We start from the raw sequence: 13,770 nt of genomic DNA on the forward strand, positions 1-13,770 counted from the left end.
CTGCGCCAGTAACAGGAGACCCGCGTGTCCTCTGCACTATCGCTGGGTCTCCGACTATATCGCCATCCTGGGTGGTCGCTGAGCTTGAGCTGACTACGCGCAACCCAGCGGGCCGGACAGGAGTCCGGCCCATCCCTGCACAGACAAGGACGCTCCATGAACGCCGTACAATTTGACCGCGTCAGCCGCCACTATGGCGAGGTGAAGGCGGTCGACGACATCTCCTTCCAGATCCCTTCCGGCGAGTTTTTTACCCTGCTTGGCCCGAGCGGTTCCGGCAAGACCACCTGCCTGCGGATGATCGCCGGCTTCGAATACCCGAGCGAGGGGGAGATCCGCCTGTTCGGTGAGCCCTGCTCCCGGGTGCCGCCCTACGATCGCAACCTCAACACCGTATTCCAGGACTATGCCCTCTTCCCCAACATGGATGTGCGCGACAACATCGGCTACGGCCTGATGCTCAAGGGCGTGGCCAAGGCGGAGCGTTACCGCAAGGTGGACGAGATGCTGGAGCTGGTACGCCTGCCCGGCGTCGGCAGCCGCAAACCGGGCCAGCTCTCCGGCGGCCAGCGCCAGCGCATCGCCATCGCCCGGGCGCTGATCAACCAGCCGCGCATCCTGCTGCTGGACGAGCCGCTGGGGGCGCTCGATCTCAAGCTGCGCGAGCAGATGCAGCTCGAACTGAAAGCCTTGCAGCGCCAGCTCGGCATCACCTTCATCTTCGTCACCCACGATCAGCAGGAGGCGCTCTCCATGAGCGACCGCATCTGCATCTTCAATCAGGGCAAGATAGAACAGATAGCCGCGCCGGATACCATCTACGACGCCCCCGCCACTCCCTTCGTCGCCCGCTTCGTCGGCACCGTCAACCTGTTCGAGGGGGAGCAGGCCCACCGTCTGTGCGGCGATGCTCGCCAGATGATGGTACGCCCGGAGCGGATCCGGCTCGCCGAGGCCGGCAGCCCCGGCTGGTCCGGGGAGGTGCGCGAAGTGGAATACCTGGGTCCCTTCGTACGCTACCGGGTCGATCTGGGTGAGCGGCTCGAGCTTATCGTCAACCACCCCAACGAGGGGCAGGCCCGTCTGGCCCATGGCAGCCGGGTCAGCCTCAGCTGGCCGGAACAGGCCATTCATCGTCTGAATGGCTCCGAGTCCGGGGCTCAGCCATGAGCCTCCCCCACAGTGCGAGCCTTGCCATGAGCCACATCACAGAACCTGCACGCTTGCGGCCATTGCGGCGCCTCTCCACCCTGCTCTATGGTCGACCCGGCCTGCTGCTGGGGATCCTGCTCGGCCCACCGCTGATCTGGCTCGGCGTCATCTACGTGGGCTCCCTGCTGATGCTGCTCTCCAACGCCTTCTTCGGGCTGGATGAGTTCAGCGGCCAGGTACGCCACGAGCTCGGACTGCAAAATTTCGTCGCCCTGCTGCGGGCGGAGAACCTCGACGTCATAGGCCGCACCGTCGGCATGTCGCTGCTGGTGACCCTGGCCTGTGCGCTGCTCGGCTTCCCCATCGCCTACTACATGGCACGCTACACCAGCGGCAAGACCCGGGCGCTGTTCTACGTGGGCATCATGCTGCCGCTCTGGTCCAGCTATCTGGTGCGGGTCTATGCCTGGAAACTGATCCTGGCCAAGGAGGGGGTCATCAGCTGGCTGGCGGACAGTCTGGGACTGGACTGGCTGCTGGATGGCATCCTCTCCCTGCCGGTGATAGGCGGCCCCTCGCTGTCGTTCTCGCGGCTCGGCACCTTCATCGTCTTCGTCTATGTCTGGCTGCCCTTCATGATCCTGCCTATCCAGGCGGCGGTGGAGCGGATCCCGCGCTCCCTGCTGGAGGCGAGCAGCGATCTCGGCGCCACCCCGGCACAGACCTTTCGCACCCTGATACTGCCGCTGGCATTGCCGGGCGTGGTGGCGGGATCCATCTTCACCTTCTCCCTGACGCTTGGGGACTACATCATCCCCGGCATCATTGGCAACTCGACCATGTATATAGGCCAGGTGGTCTACATGCAGCAGGGCACGGCGGGCAACCTGCCGTTCGCCGCCGCCTTCTCGCTGGTCCCCATCCTGATCATCGCCATCTACCTCACCATAGCGAAACGTTTAGGAGCCTTCGATGCGCTCTAATGCCCAGATATCACGCCTCCATACCAGCACGCAGGTACCCTGCCTGATTATGGCTATCCACCTGACAACAGCGAAACGACTGGGGGCCTTAGATGCGATCTAATCCCTCGATCAATCAGGACCATGGCCAGCGCCCATCCGGTCTGCTCAAGTACGCCGCCATCGGTGGGCTGCTGTTCCTGCACATCCCGATCCTGTTCATCTTCCTCTACGCCTTCACCAGCGAGAGCAAGAGCTACCAGTTTCCGCCCCCCGGCCTGACCCTGAAGTGGTTCGAGGTGACCCTGAACAGACCCGATGTGTGGCGCGCCATCCAGCTGTCGCTGGAGGTGGCGGGACTGGCCACCCTGGCGGCCATGGTGCTCGGCACTCTGGCGGCAGGGGCCATAGCCCGCAGCCGCTTCTTCGGCCAGGAGGTGGTGTCGCTGCTGCTGGTGCTGCCCATCGCCCTGCCCGGCATAGTCACCGGCATAGCGCTGCGATCCGCCTACGGCCTGCTGGAGATCCCGTTCAGCTTCTGGACCATAGTCATAGGCCACGCCACCTTCTGCGTGGTAGTGGTCTACAACAATGCGCTGGCGCGTTTTCGCCGCACCAACCAGTCGCTGATCGAGGCGTCCATGGATCTCGGCGCCGACGGCTTCCAGACCCTGCGCTACGTGATCCTGCCCAATCTGGCCACCGCGCTGCTGGCGGGGGGCATGCTGGCGTTTGCGCTGAGCTTTGACGAGGTGATCGTCACCACCTTCACCGCGGGCCAGCAGACCACGCTGCCCATCTGGATGTATCAGGAGCTGATCCGCCCCCGGGATAGACCCGTCACCAACGTGGTGGCCCTCATCATAGTGGCCTTCACCACTATCCCCATTCTGCTTGCCTACTACCTCACCCGCGACGGCCAGGATGTCGCCGGCAGTGGCAAGTAACAACTCAACGCGTGCGCAAGGATGCAACATGAAGCTATCAACCCAACTCTTGATCGACGGCCAGTTTGTTACCGGAGATGGCCCGGCCGAGCCCATCCTCAACCCGGCCACCGGCGAGCTGCTCGCCTCTGTGCCCGAAGCCTCGTTCGAGCAGGTGAGCCGGGCGGTGAACGGCGCCCAGCGCGCCTTCACCCAGTGGAGTCGCACCACCCCGGCCCAACGCAGCAACCTGTTGCTGCGCCTCGCCGATGCCATAGAGCGTCATGCCGAGGAGTTTGCGGCGCTCGAATCCCTCAACTGCGGCAAGCCCTATCTGGCGGTACTCAATGACGAGCTGCCGGCTGTGGTGGACTGTTTCCGCTTCTTCGCCGGCGCGGCTCGCTGCCTGCAGGGGCCGCTGGCGGGGGAGTACATAGAGGGACACACCAGCATGATCCGCCGGGATCCCATAGGTGTGGTGGGCAGCATAGCGCCCTGGAACTACCCATTGATGATGGCGGCCTGGAAGATGGCCCCCGTGCTCGCCGCCGGCAATACGGTAGTGCTCAAGCCCTCAGAGCAGACTCCGCTCACCGCCCTGCGCCTGGCCGAGCTCGCCAGCGAGCTCTTCCCCCGCGGCGTCATCAACATCGTCTGCGGCCGTGGCGAGAGCGTGGGGGCACCGCTGGTGGAGCATCCGCTGGTGCGCATGGTGTCCCTGACCGGTGATATCGCCACCGGCCAGAAGATACTGCAGAGCGCCGCCCGTACCATGAAGCGCACCCACCTTGAGCTGGGAGGCAAGGCGCCTGTCATCATCTTCGACGATGCGGATCTGGAGGCCGTGGTGGCCGGCATTCGCACCTTCGGCTTCTACAACGCCGGCCAGGACTGCACCGCCGCCTGCCGCATCTATGCCCAGGGCAAGATCTACGACAAGTTTGTCGCCGCCATGACGGATGCCGTGGCCTCCATCAAGGTCGGTAGTCAGCGCGAGGAGGGGGTGGAGATGGGGCCGCTCATCTCGGACAGGCAGCGCAACCGGGTCGCCAGCTTCGTCGAGCGGGCCCAGAGCAGCGGTCATGTGGAGGTGACGGCGGGGGGCAAGATCCGCCCCGGCAACGGTTTCTTCTTCGAGCCGACCCTGATCGTCGGCGCCCGCCAGGAGGATGAGATAGTGCGGCGCGAGGTATTCGGCCCAGTGGTGTCTGTATAGGACCTATTGAACTGATCACTGGGAATGGTTAGGGAATAAGTGGGATCTTGAGGGATTAGATGGGATCGGGAAACCAGAAGGAAAGCGGCCTGTAGAGCGATCAAAACTCTGCAGGCCGTTTTCGTTGGAGCGGATCCACGAAATGATCAGCGGATCCAAAAGCGGCAAAAAATCGCTAGTGAATTGATCACAGCTGATTTGATGAGGCCGGGTTTAAACAGGCTTTAAACCGACATCACGTTTCGTTGATGATGCGCACAACGCGGCCAATCACCTTGCACACCTCATCGGCATCGACAGGCAGAGTGATTGGCTCATAGCGCGGGTTCTCGCAGTTCAGGCTCCATCCGCCCGGGATCTTCTGCACATTGCGAATGAGCGCGGCGCCGTCGACTTCAACGACCATGAGGGATCCATCAGCCAGACGGTTGTCGCGGCTATTGATGATGACGGTGTCGCGGTGCTTGATCCGCTGCGCCATGCTGTCGCCGTTCTGCACAAAGAAAGCCAAATCGCTTGGCTCGAACCCACGCCATTTCAGCCACTTGGAAGAGACCGGGAAGGTGCCCCCCATCTCATTCAAGAAAAGCTCTGGCTCTTCTATGAAGAAACGCAGTTCAACGACATCATCATGTCTTCTTGTTTTATAACTTATTGATTCTTCTTCAATACTACTATCTCTACCAAGAAGTTTACCAAGACCTCCAGCAACGGATCCCACTGCTGCAGCGGCACCAATAAATGGAAAACCACCCGCAGCCGCCATCGGCCCGCCAGCCACTGTGGCAATAGGGGCACTTAACGCTGCACCAGCGCCAGGAACCCACGTCGCCACTCCTCCCTGGTTCGGCGGCGATAACTGATCGCTCACCGCCTTGGGTAGCACTGAGATGTGATACTCGAATGCCTTGGTGCCAGAACGCTTGCGCCGGGCCCCCTCCTTTCCTTTCGCCCACTCGTCCAGGATGTCCCTGGTGCGGCGGTCTGTCGTCGGCATTCCTTCCAGCCCGGCCACCTCTTTTGCAGTGACCCACAATTTCCGATTCCCACCCTGGGAATCGGAAATCACTTCCGATTCATGTTCACTCATTTCCGAATCCCGTAACCAATTGTTTGTATTGGCTTTGTATGCGTATTGAGGAGTGATTCTGAAAAGTCGAATCGGAAACAACGGAAAAATAAATTTCCGATTCGCTTGATCTCACGTCCGTTTCGTCTTTATAGTCTGGTTAATAAGACGAGTAACCAGATGGAGTTACAAAGATGAGTTACCAAGTTAGCGAAATAGTCTCGCAGAAAAAGACACCGGAGGGGAGCGGAAATGTTGACTGGCATCGTGCTGATGTCGTCGCCGCTCTCAAGAAAAAGGGGATGACCATCTCTGCGCTGAGCCGTGCCAACGGACTAGCGGCCAGCACACTGGCAAACGCATTCCGCTTGCCATGGCCGAAAGGGGAAAAAATCATCTCTGGTGCTCTTGGTCTTGAACCAAAAGACATCTGGCCTAGCCGTTATCAAAACCTGCAACAGGCCAGTTGAGGAGCATCGCGATGGAGTGGTTCACCTCATCTGAGTTGGCAGGCACAGCAGGCATGCCAACAACAGACCGCCAAATCAGAAACATCATGAAGGATCTGGCTTCATCCGATCCTGAGAAAGCCCGCCAGCGCGAAGGGAGCAAAGCCACCGAATACCACATCAGCATCTTGCCGCCGGTTGTCCAAGCCGCCCTGCTGCGCAAATCCGGCAAGGTCAAGGTCGGTGGCATGACGCTGGATCTGCCCAAGCCCCAGGCGCCGCGCTACTGCAAAGAGCAGCTGTGGGCCAACTGGAGCAAGGCCAACGACAAGGCCCACGCCAAGGCCAAAGACCGCCTGAAAGCGGTGCAATCCGTGCATGCCCTGGTGGCGAACGGCAGCACCCTGATGGAGGCCTACCAGCATATCTCTGCCGAGTTCGCCATCGCCCTGCCGACCCTGCGCCGCTACTGCGCCGCAGTGAAGGGATTCGATGACTGCGACTGGCTGGCCGTGCTGGTGCCCAAGCAGCAGCAAGCAGCCACCGAAAGCCGCGCCGCCCGTCTGGCCCCCGTCAGCGATCAAGCCTGGGAGTTCTTCAAGGCCGACTACCTGCGCCGCGAGCAGCCTAACGCCTCGGTCTGTTATGAGCGGTTGAAGCTGGCCGCCCGCGATCAAGCCTGGGCCGTGCCCAGCCTGAGCAGCCTGATGCGCCGCCTGGAGCTGGAAGTGCCCAAGCCCCAGCAGGTGATGTTGCGCCAGGGCGAGCACGCGCTGATGCAGCTCTACCCGCCGCAGGAGCGCACTATCGAAGGGTTGGATGCCATGGAGTGGATCAACGGCGACGGCTACCTGCACAACGTCTTCGTGCGCTGGTTCAACGGCGAAGTGATCCGCCCCAAGACCTGGTTCTGGCAAGACATCTACAGCCGCAAGATCGTGGGCTGGCGCACCGACATCAGCGAGAACACCGACAGCATCCGCCTGTCCCTGATGGACGTCTGCAGCCAATACGGCATCCCGCGCGAGATCACCATCGATAACACCCGCGCCGCCGCCAACAAATGGATGACCGGGGGCGTGCCGAACCGCTACCGCTTCAAGGTCAAGCCAGACGATCCGCTCGGCCTTATCCCTCAGCTGGGCATCAAGCTGCACTGGTCCAGCGTGCTGCTGGGTAAGGGGCACGGTCAGGCCAAGCCGATCGAGCGTGCTTTCGGCAAGGGTGGTTTGGAGCAATACATCGATATCGCCCCCGGTTTGGATGGTTGCTACACCGGCCCCAATCCCATGGCCAAGCCGGATAATTATGGTGAACGGGTGGCTAATGCAGAGGACTTTCTGCGCATGGTTGCCGAGGGTGTAGCGATGTACAACGCCAAGCTGGGCCGCCAGACAGAAGCCTGCCGGGGCGTCATGAGCTTTGACCAGGCCTTTGCCCAGAGCTATGCCCAGGCCACCGTGCGCAAGGCCAGCCGCGAGCAACTGATGATGATGATGCTGCAGGCCGAGGCCACCCGCGTCAGCCAGCACGGCACCATCAGGCTCGAAGCCGGCGGCGCCATCGCCAGTCGCAACAACCGCTATTACCACCCCGATCTGGCCCAGTACGCCGGGCAGAAAGTGGTGGCCAAGTTCGACCCCCAGCGCCTGCACGAGGCGGTGATCGTCACCACCCTGCATGGCCAGACCATCTGCGAAGCGGAGTGCCAGGACAAAGTCGCCTTTGGTGACACCCAGCAGGCCCGCGAGCACAAGCGCAAGCGCACCCAGTTCGTCAAGGCCAACAAGGCCGCCGCACTGGCCCAGCAAGGGATGTCTGCCCTCGAAGCCGCCGCCCTGCTGCCCAGCATCAGCGATGAACCCGCCCCCGAAACCAAGGTGGTGGAGATGGTGCGCCCGGTGGCGCTCGGCAATGCCGCCCTGGCGGTGCAGCCAGCGCCCCTGGCGGCCAGCCAACCCAAGACAGAACCCGCCCCAGTCGTCGACTACGAGGCTCGCTATATCGCAGCCAACGAGCTGGCCCTGGCCACGTTGAAGAAAAGCCGGATTTAACCGGCGTTTACCCAAGAAAAAAGCGGCCTGTGGGGCCGCCTGAAAGGAGATTTACATGTCAAACGTAGTCACTTTAGACCAGAACAGCAACACCGGCAGCGACGTGATCGCCCGCGTCAAAGCCCTGCTGGAGCAGAGCACCGTCACCCAGGCGCAGATCGCCAAAGAGATCGGCGTCTCCGGCTCGACCGTCAACCAGCTGCTCAATGGCAACTACAAGGCGGACCCGACCGCGATGGTGCAGAAGCTGGCCAACTGGCTGACCGCCCGCGACCAGCGGGCCGATGCCCCCCGCGATCCCGGCTTTGTGATGACCGAGACCGCCAAGCAGATCATGGCCGACATGGGCTATGCGCTGACCACCCAGAGCATCGTCATCATTCACGGCATCTCTGGCGTGGGCAAGACCACCGCCCTGCGCGAGTTCCAGCGCAACAACAACAACGTCTGGGTGATCACCACCAGTCCGAGCCGCGCCACCATGACCGAATGCCTCTACGAGCTGGCCATGGAGCTGGGCATGGACAACGCCCCGCGTCTGCGTGGCCCCCTGGCCCGCGCCCTGCGCCGTCGACTGCGCAACACCAAGGGCTTGATCGTGGTGGACGAAGCGGACCACGTAGACCGCCCCACCCTGGAAGAGCTGCGCATCCTGGCCGAGGAGGTCGAAGTGGGCCTGGTGCTGGTCGGCAACAGCCGGGTTTACACCCAGCTGACCGGCGGCCCGCGCAGCGAGGACTTTGCCCGCCTGTTCTCCCGCATCGCCATGAAACGCGCCCTGACCAAGGCCAAGAAGGCCGATGTGCTCGCCTTTGCCAGCGCCTGGAACATCACCGGTGCGGCCGAGCTGGATCTGCTGCTGCGCATCAGCGAACGCCCGGGGGCCCTGCGCCTGGTCAGCAAGAATCTGAAACTCGCGGTGATGTACTCGGGCGGTGAACCGCTGACCGAGCAGATCCTGCTGCACACCTTCAACAAGCTGGAGGGGGAGTGATGAATTCCATCTGGTTCAAATTCCTGTGCTGGCTTGGCCGCAAATTCCCTGAATCAGGGCTGCCGATTGCCCGTGTATATAACGCCACAGGTAGCGAGCACTACACCCTCTATCGAGACGGGATGGTGATGGTTGAGTCAGTTGGTAGTAAGGCCATGGATGTCTTGCCACTGGTGCTGTGCAGCCAATCGCTTGTCGAGGCATTTGCTGAAGAAATTGGAGGTGTTCGATGAACGCCAACCCCCAACAGACGACCTTCTACGGCGTCACCACCGACCAGAACTGGACCCATGTCCACCTGCCGAGCGGCCGCAAGGGCCACGAGGTGAGCCGCAGTGATGGCGAGGTGGTGATCCAGTGCGATCAGGGACTGACACAGAGCTATGAAGAAAACTGGCTGCACCTCACCTGGGCGCCGCTTGACCGTGATTCACAAGGAGAGAACGCATGAACATTCGCACCAACAGCATCGGCGTCATCGCCCAGCGCGTCATCGCCACCCTGCGCAAGAGTGGCTGCCAGGTGCTGGCCGTCAAGGCTGCCCAAGTCCGCCCCATGATCGAGATCGCTTACCCCACCGATGCGCTGAAAAAGGACGCCATCGAGCTGAGGGAGCAGGTCAATGGGCTGCGTCGCCGCGCCTATGCCGCCCGCCTCGGCGACTGCATCGTCCACTGGCATGAAGACCTGCCGCAAGACGACTTCGAACTGACCGGCAACATGACCGCGGTCGAGTACCTGCACCACCGCGCCGCCGGCTTCCCGGCTTAACAGGAGAACACAGCAATGACCACCCAACCCAACAACCTGCGCAAGAACGCCCTGGGGCACTTCGTACCGGAGTCTCTGATCGCCCCGCTCGACCTGCTGCGCGATGACCTGGTGACCCGCCTGTGCAACGAGGCGCACGAAGAGAAGCTGCGCCTGCTGGCCCGCAAGGCCAGCATCGCCCAGGAGATCGAAGCCTTCATGGATCTGTCGGCCGCCGAGTACGGCGTGCAGTACGGCGGCACCAAGGGAAACGTCACCCTGACCAGTTTTGATGGCCGCTTCCAGGTGGTGCGGGCCATCGGCGAACACCGCAAGTTCGACGAGCGCCTGCAGACCGCCAAAACCCTGATCGACGCCTGCATCGGCCGCTGGAGCGAGGGCAGCAGCAGCGAGATCCGCGCCCTGGTGGATCACGCCTTCCGCGTCAACAAGGGCGGCCACGTGGACGTCAATCAGGTGCTCTCCCTGCGCAAGCTCGACATTCAGGATGCTGAATGGAAATCAGCCATGCAGGCCATCGCCGACGCCATCACCGTGGTCGGCAAGGCCGAGTACATCCGGTTCTATGAGAAGACCGGTACCGGGGCCTACAAGGCAATCGTCATCGACTGGTCGAAGCTGTGAGGCCCGCCATGAAGAACCTGACCCCCGAAGTGATCAAGCAGTTGGCGCTGGCCCAACTGCTGGCAGACCAGAGTGAAGACCAGGGCACCGAGTTTGAAGATGGCACCTATGAGCAAGGTGTACGCGACGCCCTGGGCTGGATGTGCGGGCTGCTCGATAACCCGCCCTATAACCCGACCGAGTGGCCCGTCACCGAAGCAGAGCTGGCCATCATGACCGAAGGCCTTGGGCTTGTCGGGATAGACGATGGAGTTTGAAACCCGTTATGGCCCGCTGTACGTCACCCGCCACGCCTTCCAGCGTTGGGTGCAACGTACCGGCCGCAGCGAACTGGAGATGCTGGGCGCCCTGTCACGGGCGTGGCGCCCAAGCAAACGCCAGCTGCGGCGGATCCGGCAGCGCGAGGCGGGATGGAGCCCGCGCCGGATCCTCGAATGTGACCATGCCTACTTCATCTTGAAGAACGGCTCAATCGTCACCGTTTACGACAAGCACTGAACCGCATTTAAACAGGAGCAACACCATGAGTAATCCGGCTTTGAAGGGCGACGAGATCGCCCACCAAATCGCAAATAAGCCGAACGGCTACCTGGCACTGGCCACCCGCGCCGCCGAACTGGAGCGCGAGGGCCGCTATATCGCCGCCCAGGATCTGTGGAAGGCAGCCTGAAAAGCGGCCAAGAACGCATTGAATCTCCCGCGCCGCCAAGGCGACCAAGCGTGATCAGTCCGCGTCGCTGCATGGCTGGATTGCCGCGAAGCAGGTGGAGCTGAATGCCGGTGTCGGTGGCCAGGAACAAGCAAAGTTGGGGGCAGTATGAGCATCAGCAAGGAGCAGTGGAAGGCCATTGAGGCCGAGCTGAAAGGCAGTTGGGTGTGGGTCAAATTCAAGCTGCATGGGCACGAAATTCTCGTGACCCGTGAGCGAAAGAGCGAAAGCACCAGCGTTCTGCCGGTTTATATCGATGGTTCGATCAAGGGAATTTGGTGGAAATATCTGGACGAGATAGACCCCACTGACGAGTTCATGAACAAGGTGGTTAAACAGGTCTACTTCCACAAGTTCATCAAGCGCTATGGCAAGAAAGAACTGGTGAACTATGCCAGAACCAAGCGCGAGTGTGGCGCCAAGTTTGCCAATGAACTGTATGGCAAGGAGCCAGAAAAACAGGGGAAGTTCTATCTATCCCCCTTCTTCGGCAGCAGTGCAACCCTGGTGCGCCAGTTCAAGAAGATCGAGGGGTTGGAGCTGGTCAGCGAGCTGAAAGAGGTGACGGCATGAGCATCAAACCCCGGACCTTCTATCTGGCGGTGGCGCTCTATTGGGCGCTGCTGATCCCGGCTGCCGCCTGGGCGGTGTACGAAATTGTGAAGTAGGGAGTGACCGACATGTCGAACGTGAAATACCTGCTCAACACCAGCGTGGCCGATGGCAAAAGCTCCCTGGAGTGCCAACTGCAAAGCAACCCGCAGCAGGCCCTGGACGATGCGCAGCTGGCCATCGACTTCATCAACCAGTACGGCCAAGCCGCGAAGCATCGCTCCCGCCTGGCCATGCTGACCACCATCGTCAACAAGGCGCGTAAGCAGCTGGGCAAGTAAGCGAAACGGGGGCTCGCCCCCGTCTGCCTGGCGTGGTTGCCAGGCACTGATGAGCAGCCGACCGGGCCCGGTCATAACCCACTCCTGAAACCAGTGAGGACGCTATGACCCGAGAAGTGCTGAACAACCTGTTAAACCGGCTCTATGGCGAGATGGCCATCGCGCTGGATTGGAAAGCGAAGCTGGTGCTGCAGCGCCGGTTTGTTGCCCTGTCACGGGGCGCAAGAAAGTACCACGCCAACGATCTGGCCGGTGATGCCCTGCGCGGCGCCGAACAGTTGCTGGCAGAGCTGGAGGCCGACCGCCTGCAGTGGAATGGCAAGGGGGCCGTATGCACGGTGAATACACGCCACTGATGAAACCCGGCTTGCTGGCCAAGCGGCTGGCCTCTGGCAAGGCGAGGCTGGATCCCGAGATGGGTCTGGAAAAGCTCTGCAGCGGCTGCAACGAATACTGGCCGCAAGACACGGCCTTCTGGTCAGTGTGGAACAGCGCCAGATCCTGCGATGGGCTGCAGCACTACTGCAAGGCCTGCGAGGGGGAGATCGCCGTCAAGCGTTGGAAGGAGAAAGCAGCATGAAGCTGACCGCCTACCAACGACGTCAGGTGGACTACGTCAAGGCCAATATGCCCGGCATGGTCACCCGCCAGCATAAGGGGATGAACCGGGCCGCCGTGAAGGCGGCCAAGGCCGAAGACGACCAGAAGGCCATGGCCTGGCTTGATCGCACCGTGCCCCGCTGGCGAGAAGGCAAGCCGCCCAAGACCAACAAGATTTATGTCGCTGCGCTCTCGGTGAGCGATGCAGATGAGGAGCAAGACGATGATGAATAAACACAGCTGGGAAGCCCTGGCGCAAAAGATCAAGCAGGTTCCTGACTACCGCCACAAGAGCGCGGCCATGCTGGCCGAGGCATTGGGAGAGTGCTCTGAACGGCAGATGCTGAGATGGATCCGCACCCTGATAGATAAGGGACTGATCGAGCCACGTTCACTGATCACTTACGATGGATTGCTGACGGTGCGCCGCATCCAGCGTTATCTGGCCCAGCATCAGGGCACTGTTTATCTGGGTCTGCTGGCTAAAGAGGTCTATGGCGCAGGTAACAATTACTCCTGGTTGCGCTGGCTGATCCAGAAGGCGGTGGCGGAAGGCTTCGAGCTGGATGCCTCGCGCATTAGCAGCGAGACCATCCCCACACAACTGCGGGCCAAACGCCGCGAAGTGGAGGGCAAGCCCCGTTTTATCAGCTGGGAAGAAGTTGACCCAGAGCACCTGCAGCGGTTCGTCGCTCTCCATCAATTTAACGGAGGCCGCCATGCAGCCTGATGCCAAGCGTCTGCTTACCCTGGTGCACGTCGGCCGCCGCGAACTGGGGCTGGATGATGAGGATTATCGCGCCCTGCTGGAGTCGGTCACCGGATCCCGCTCTGCCAAGGGGCTCAAGGCCGCACAGCTGGAGGCCGTGGTCATCGCTATGAAGGGGCTGGGGTTCAAGGTGAAGGGAAACACGACTGGCCGCCGTTCGCCGCCCAGCGCCACCCATGTGCAGGCTCCAGAGGTGCGCAAGCTGCGGGCTATCTGGATCACCATGAAGCAGGACGGCCTGCTGCACGACGGATCGGAAGATGCCCTGGGCAGCTTCATTCGCAGGATGACGGCCAATGCCAACGGCGGCGTGGGCATCAACCGGGCGGAATGGCTCACCTCCATCCAGGCAGAGCGGGTGTTGGAGGCGCTGAAAAAGTGGCACATTCGCCTGATGACCGATGCCATCATCGCCCGGGGTGAATCGGTGCCTGAAACCCTCAGCCATCGGCATGATGCCAAGCCGGGCTATGACCTGATCCGGGATGCCTATGAAAACCCGGGCCAGCGCCCGCCGCGAATCATGGTGCTGGATGGAAACGAGACCATAGACGAATTGAACAACAAGGCCCAATAATGGGC

General features: G+C 61.5%; 21 protein-coding genes, 1 other RNA gene and 1 pseudogene. 22 read left to right on the forward strand and 1 reads right to left on the reverse strand.

The window, feature by feature from the left end:
- The first annotated feature begins 156 nt into the window (after nucleotides 1-156).
- From IU367_RS19055 to IU367_RS19070, 4 genes and pseudogenes are all read left to right on the forward strand, one after another.
- Nucleotides 157-1,170: an ABC transporter ATP-binding protein gene (locus tag IU367_RS19055; protein WP_274452791.1), complete on the forward strand. Its 1,014-nt coding sequence runs from the start codon at nucleotides 157-159 to the stop codon at nucleotides 1,168-1,170.
- On the forward strand, nucleotides 1,167-2,135 hold the full coding sequence (locus IU367_RS19060; protein WP_103472131.1) for an ABC transporter permease: 969 nt from the start codon (nucleotides 1,167-1,169) through the stop codon (nucleotides 2,133-2,135). Before IU367_RS19055 ends, IU367_RS19060 begins: the two co-directional genes overlap by 4 nt.
- 92 nt (nucleotides 2,136-2,227) lie before the next feature.
- Nucleotides 2,228-3,061, forward strand: coding sequence for an ABC transporter permease (locus IU367_RS19065; protein WP_216640184.1), 834 nt, complete (start codon nucleotides 2,228-2,230; stop codon nucleotides 3,059-3,061).
- Nucleotides 3,062-3,089: 28 nt separating this feature from the next.
- A pseudogene (locus tag IU367_RS19070) lies at nucleotides 3,090-4,253 on the forward strand (gamma-aminobutyraldehyde dehydrogenase); the annotation flags it as partial.
- A gap of 238 nt (nucleotides 4,254-4,491) precedes the next feature.
- Here IU367_RS19070 and IU367_RS19075 read toward each other — a convergent pair.
- A complete protein-coding gene (locus IU367_RS19075; RefSeq protein WP_274452796.1) occupies nucleotides 4,492-5,346 on the reverse strand; it encodes a helix-turn-helix domain-containing protein in 855 nt (284 codons plus the stop codon).
- A gap of 173 nt (nucleotides 5,347-5,519) precedes the next feature.
- Between IU367_RS19075 and IU367_RS19080 the strand changes: the two genes are divergently transcribed.
- From IU367_RS19080 to IU367_RS19165, 18 genes are all read left to right on the forward strand, one after another.
- Nucleotides 5,520-5,795 (forward strand): helix-turn-helix domain-containing protein, encoded by a 276-nt coding sequence (locus IU367_RS19080; RefSeq protein ID WP_187593171.1) that lies wholly within the window; start codon nucleotides 5,520-5,522, stop codon nucleotides 5,793-5,795.
- 11 nt (nucleotides 5,796-5,806) lie between these two features.
- Nucleotides 5,807-7,828, forward strand: a complete 2,022-nt coding sequence (locus IU367_RS19085; protein ID WP_274452799.1) for a transposase domain-containing protein — start codon at nucleotides 5,807-5,809, stop codon at nucleotides 7,826-7,828.
- Between the two features lie 55 nt (nucleotides 7,829-7,883).
- Entirely contained in the window at nucleotides 7,884-8,822 is a 939-nt protein-coding gene (locus IU367_RS19090; protein WP_274452800.1) for an AAA family ATPase, read from the forward strand.
- Entirely contained in the window at nucleotides 8,822-9,055 is a 234-nt protein-coding gene (locus tag IU367_RS19095; RefSeq protein ID WP_274452801.1) for a hypothetical protein, read from the forward strand. Before IU367_RS19090 ends, IU367_RS19095 begins: the two co-directional genes overlap by 1 nt.
- Nucleotides 9,052-9,273, forward strand: a complete 222-nt coding sequence (locus IU367_RS19100; RefSeq protein WP_274452803.1) for a hypothetical protein — start codon at nucleotides 9,052-9,054, stop codon at nucleotides 9,271-9,273. Before IU367_RS19095 ends, IU367_RS19100 begins: the two co-directional genes overlap by 4 nt.
- The gene (locus IU367_RS19105) at nucleotides 9,270-9,593 is read left to right on the forward strand and encodes a hypothetical protein (protein WP_274452805.1); all 324 of its coding nucleotides are present in this window, start codon (nucleotides 9,270-9,272) and stop codon (nucleotides 9,591-9,593) included. Before IU367_RS19100 ends, IU367_RS19105 begins: the two co-directional genes overlap by 4 nt.
- Before the next feature lie 15 nt (nucleotides 9,594-9,608).
- Nucleotides 9,609-10,217: a DUF3164 family protein gene (locus tag IU367_RS19110; protein ID WP_274452807.1), complete on the forward strand. Its 609-nt coding sequence runs from the start codon at nucleotides 9,609-9,611 to the stop codon at nucleotides 10,215-10,217.
- Between the two features lie 8 nt (nucleotides 10,218-10,225).
- Nucleotides 10,226-10,474 (forward strand): hypothetical protein, encoded by a 249-nt coding sequence (locus tag IU367_RS19115; RefSeq protein ID WP_265432843.1) that lies wholly within the window; start codon nucleotides 10,226-10,228, stop codon nucleotides 10,472-10,474.
- Nucleotides 10,464-10,715 (forward strand): hypothetical protein, encoded by a 252-nt coding sequence (locus IU367_RS19120; RefSeq protein ID WP_103259281.1) that lies wholly within the window; start codon nucleotides 10,464-10,466, stop codon nucleotides 10,713-10,715. Before IU367_RS19115 ends, IU367_RS19120 begins: the two co-directional genes overlap by 11 nt.
- Nucleotides 10,716-10,740: 25 nt before the next feature.
- Nucleotides 10,741-10,887, forward strand: coding sequence for a hypothetical protein (locus IU367_RS19125; protein ID WP_274452808.1), 147 nt, complete (start codon nucleotides 10,741-10,743; stop codon nucleotides 10,885-10,887).
- Between the two features lie 147 nt (nucleotides 10,888-11,034).
- Nucleotides 11,035-11,499 (forward strand): hypothetical protein, encoded by a 465-nt coding sequence (locus tag IU367_RS19130; protein WP_274452809.1) that lies wholly within the window; start codon nucleotides 11,035-11,037, stop codon nucleotides 11,497-11,499.
- Nucleotides 11,500-11,606: 107 nt separating this feature from the next.
- Nucleotides 11,607-11,819, forward strand: coding sequence for a hypothetical protein (locus IU367_RS19135; protein ID WP_274452810.1), 213 nt, complete (start codon nucleotides 11,607-11,609; stop codon nucleotides 11,817-11,819).
- Nucleotides 11,818-11,882: hammerhead ribozyme type II (locus IU367_RS19140), an RNA gene on the forward strand. The genes IU367_RS19135 and IU367_RS19140 overlap by 2 nt, the downstream gene beginning before the upstream one ends.
- A gap of 41 nt (nucleotides 11,883-11,923) precedes the next feature.
- The gene (locus tag IU367_RS19145) at nucleotides 11,924-12,175 is read left to right on the forward strand and encodes a hypothetical protein (protein WP_103259285.1); all 252 of its coding nucleotides are present in this window, start codon (nucleotides 11,924-11,926) and stop codon (nucleotides 12,173-12,175) included.
- Nucleotides 12,151-12,399, forward strand: a complete 249-nt coding sequence (locus tag IU367_RS19150) for a hypothetical protein (protein ID WP_274452811.1) — start codon at nucleotides 12,151-12,153, stop codon at nucleotides 12,397-12,399. Before IU367_RS19145 ends, IU367_RS19150 begins: the two co-directional genes overlap by 25 nt.
- Entirely contained in the window at nucleotides 12,396-12,653 is a 258-nt protein-coding gene (locus IU367_RS19155) for a hypothetical protein (RefSeq protein ID WP_274452812.1), read from the forward strand. The genes IU367_RS19150 and IU367_RS19155 overlap by 4 nt, the downstream gene beginning before the upstream one ends.
- Nucleotides 12,643-13,149: a helix-turn-helix domain-containing protein gene (locus IU367_RS19160; protein ID WP_274452813.1), complete on the forward strand. Its 507-nt coding sequence runs from the start codon at nucleotides 12,643-12,645 to the stop codon at nucleotides 13,147-13,149. The genes IU367_RS19155 and IU367_RS19160 overlap by 11 nt, the downstream gene beginning before the upstream one ends.
- Entirely contained in the window at nucleotides 13,139-13,765 is a 627-nt protein-coding gene (locus IU367_RS19165) for a gp16 family protein (RefSeq protein WP_274452814.1), read from the forward strand. Before IU367_RS19160 ends, IU367_RS19165 begins: the two co-directional genes overlap by 11 nt.
- The last annotated feature ends 5 nt before the right edge of the window (nucleotides 13,766-13,770 follow it).

This window comes from Aeromonas bestiarum (assembly GCF_028751155.1).
Taxonomy (GTDB): domain Bacteria; phylum Pseudomonadota; class Gammaproteobacteria; order Enterobacterales; family Aeromonadaceae; genus Aeromonas; species Aeromonas bestiarum.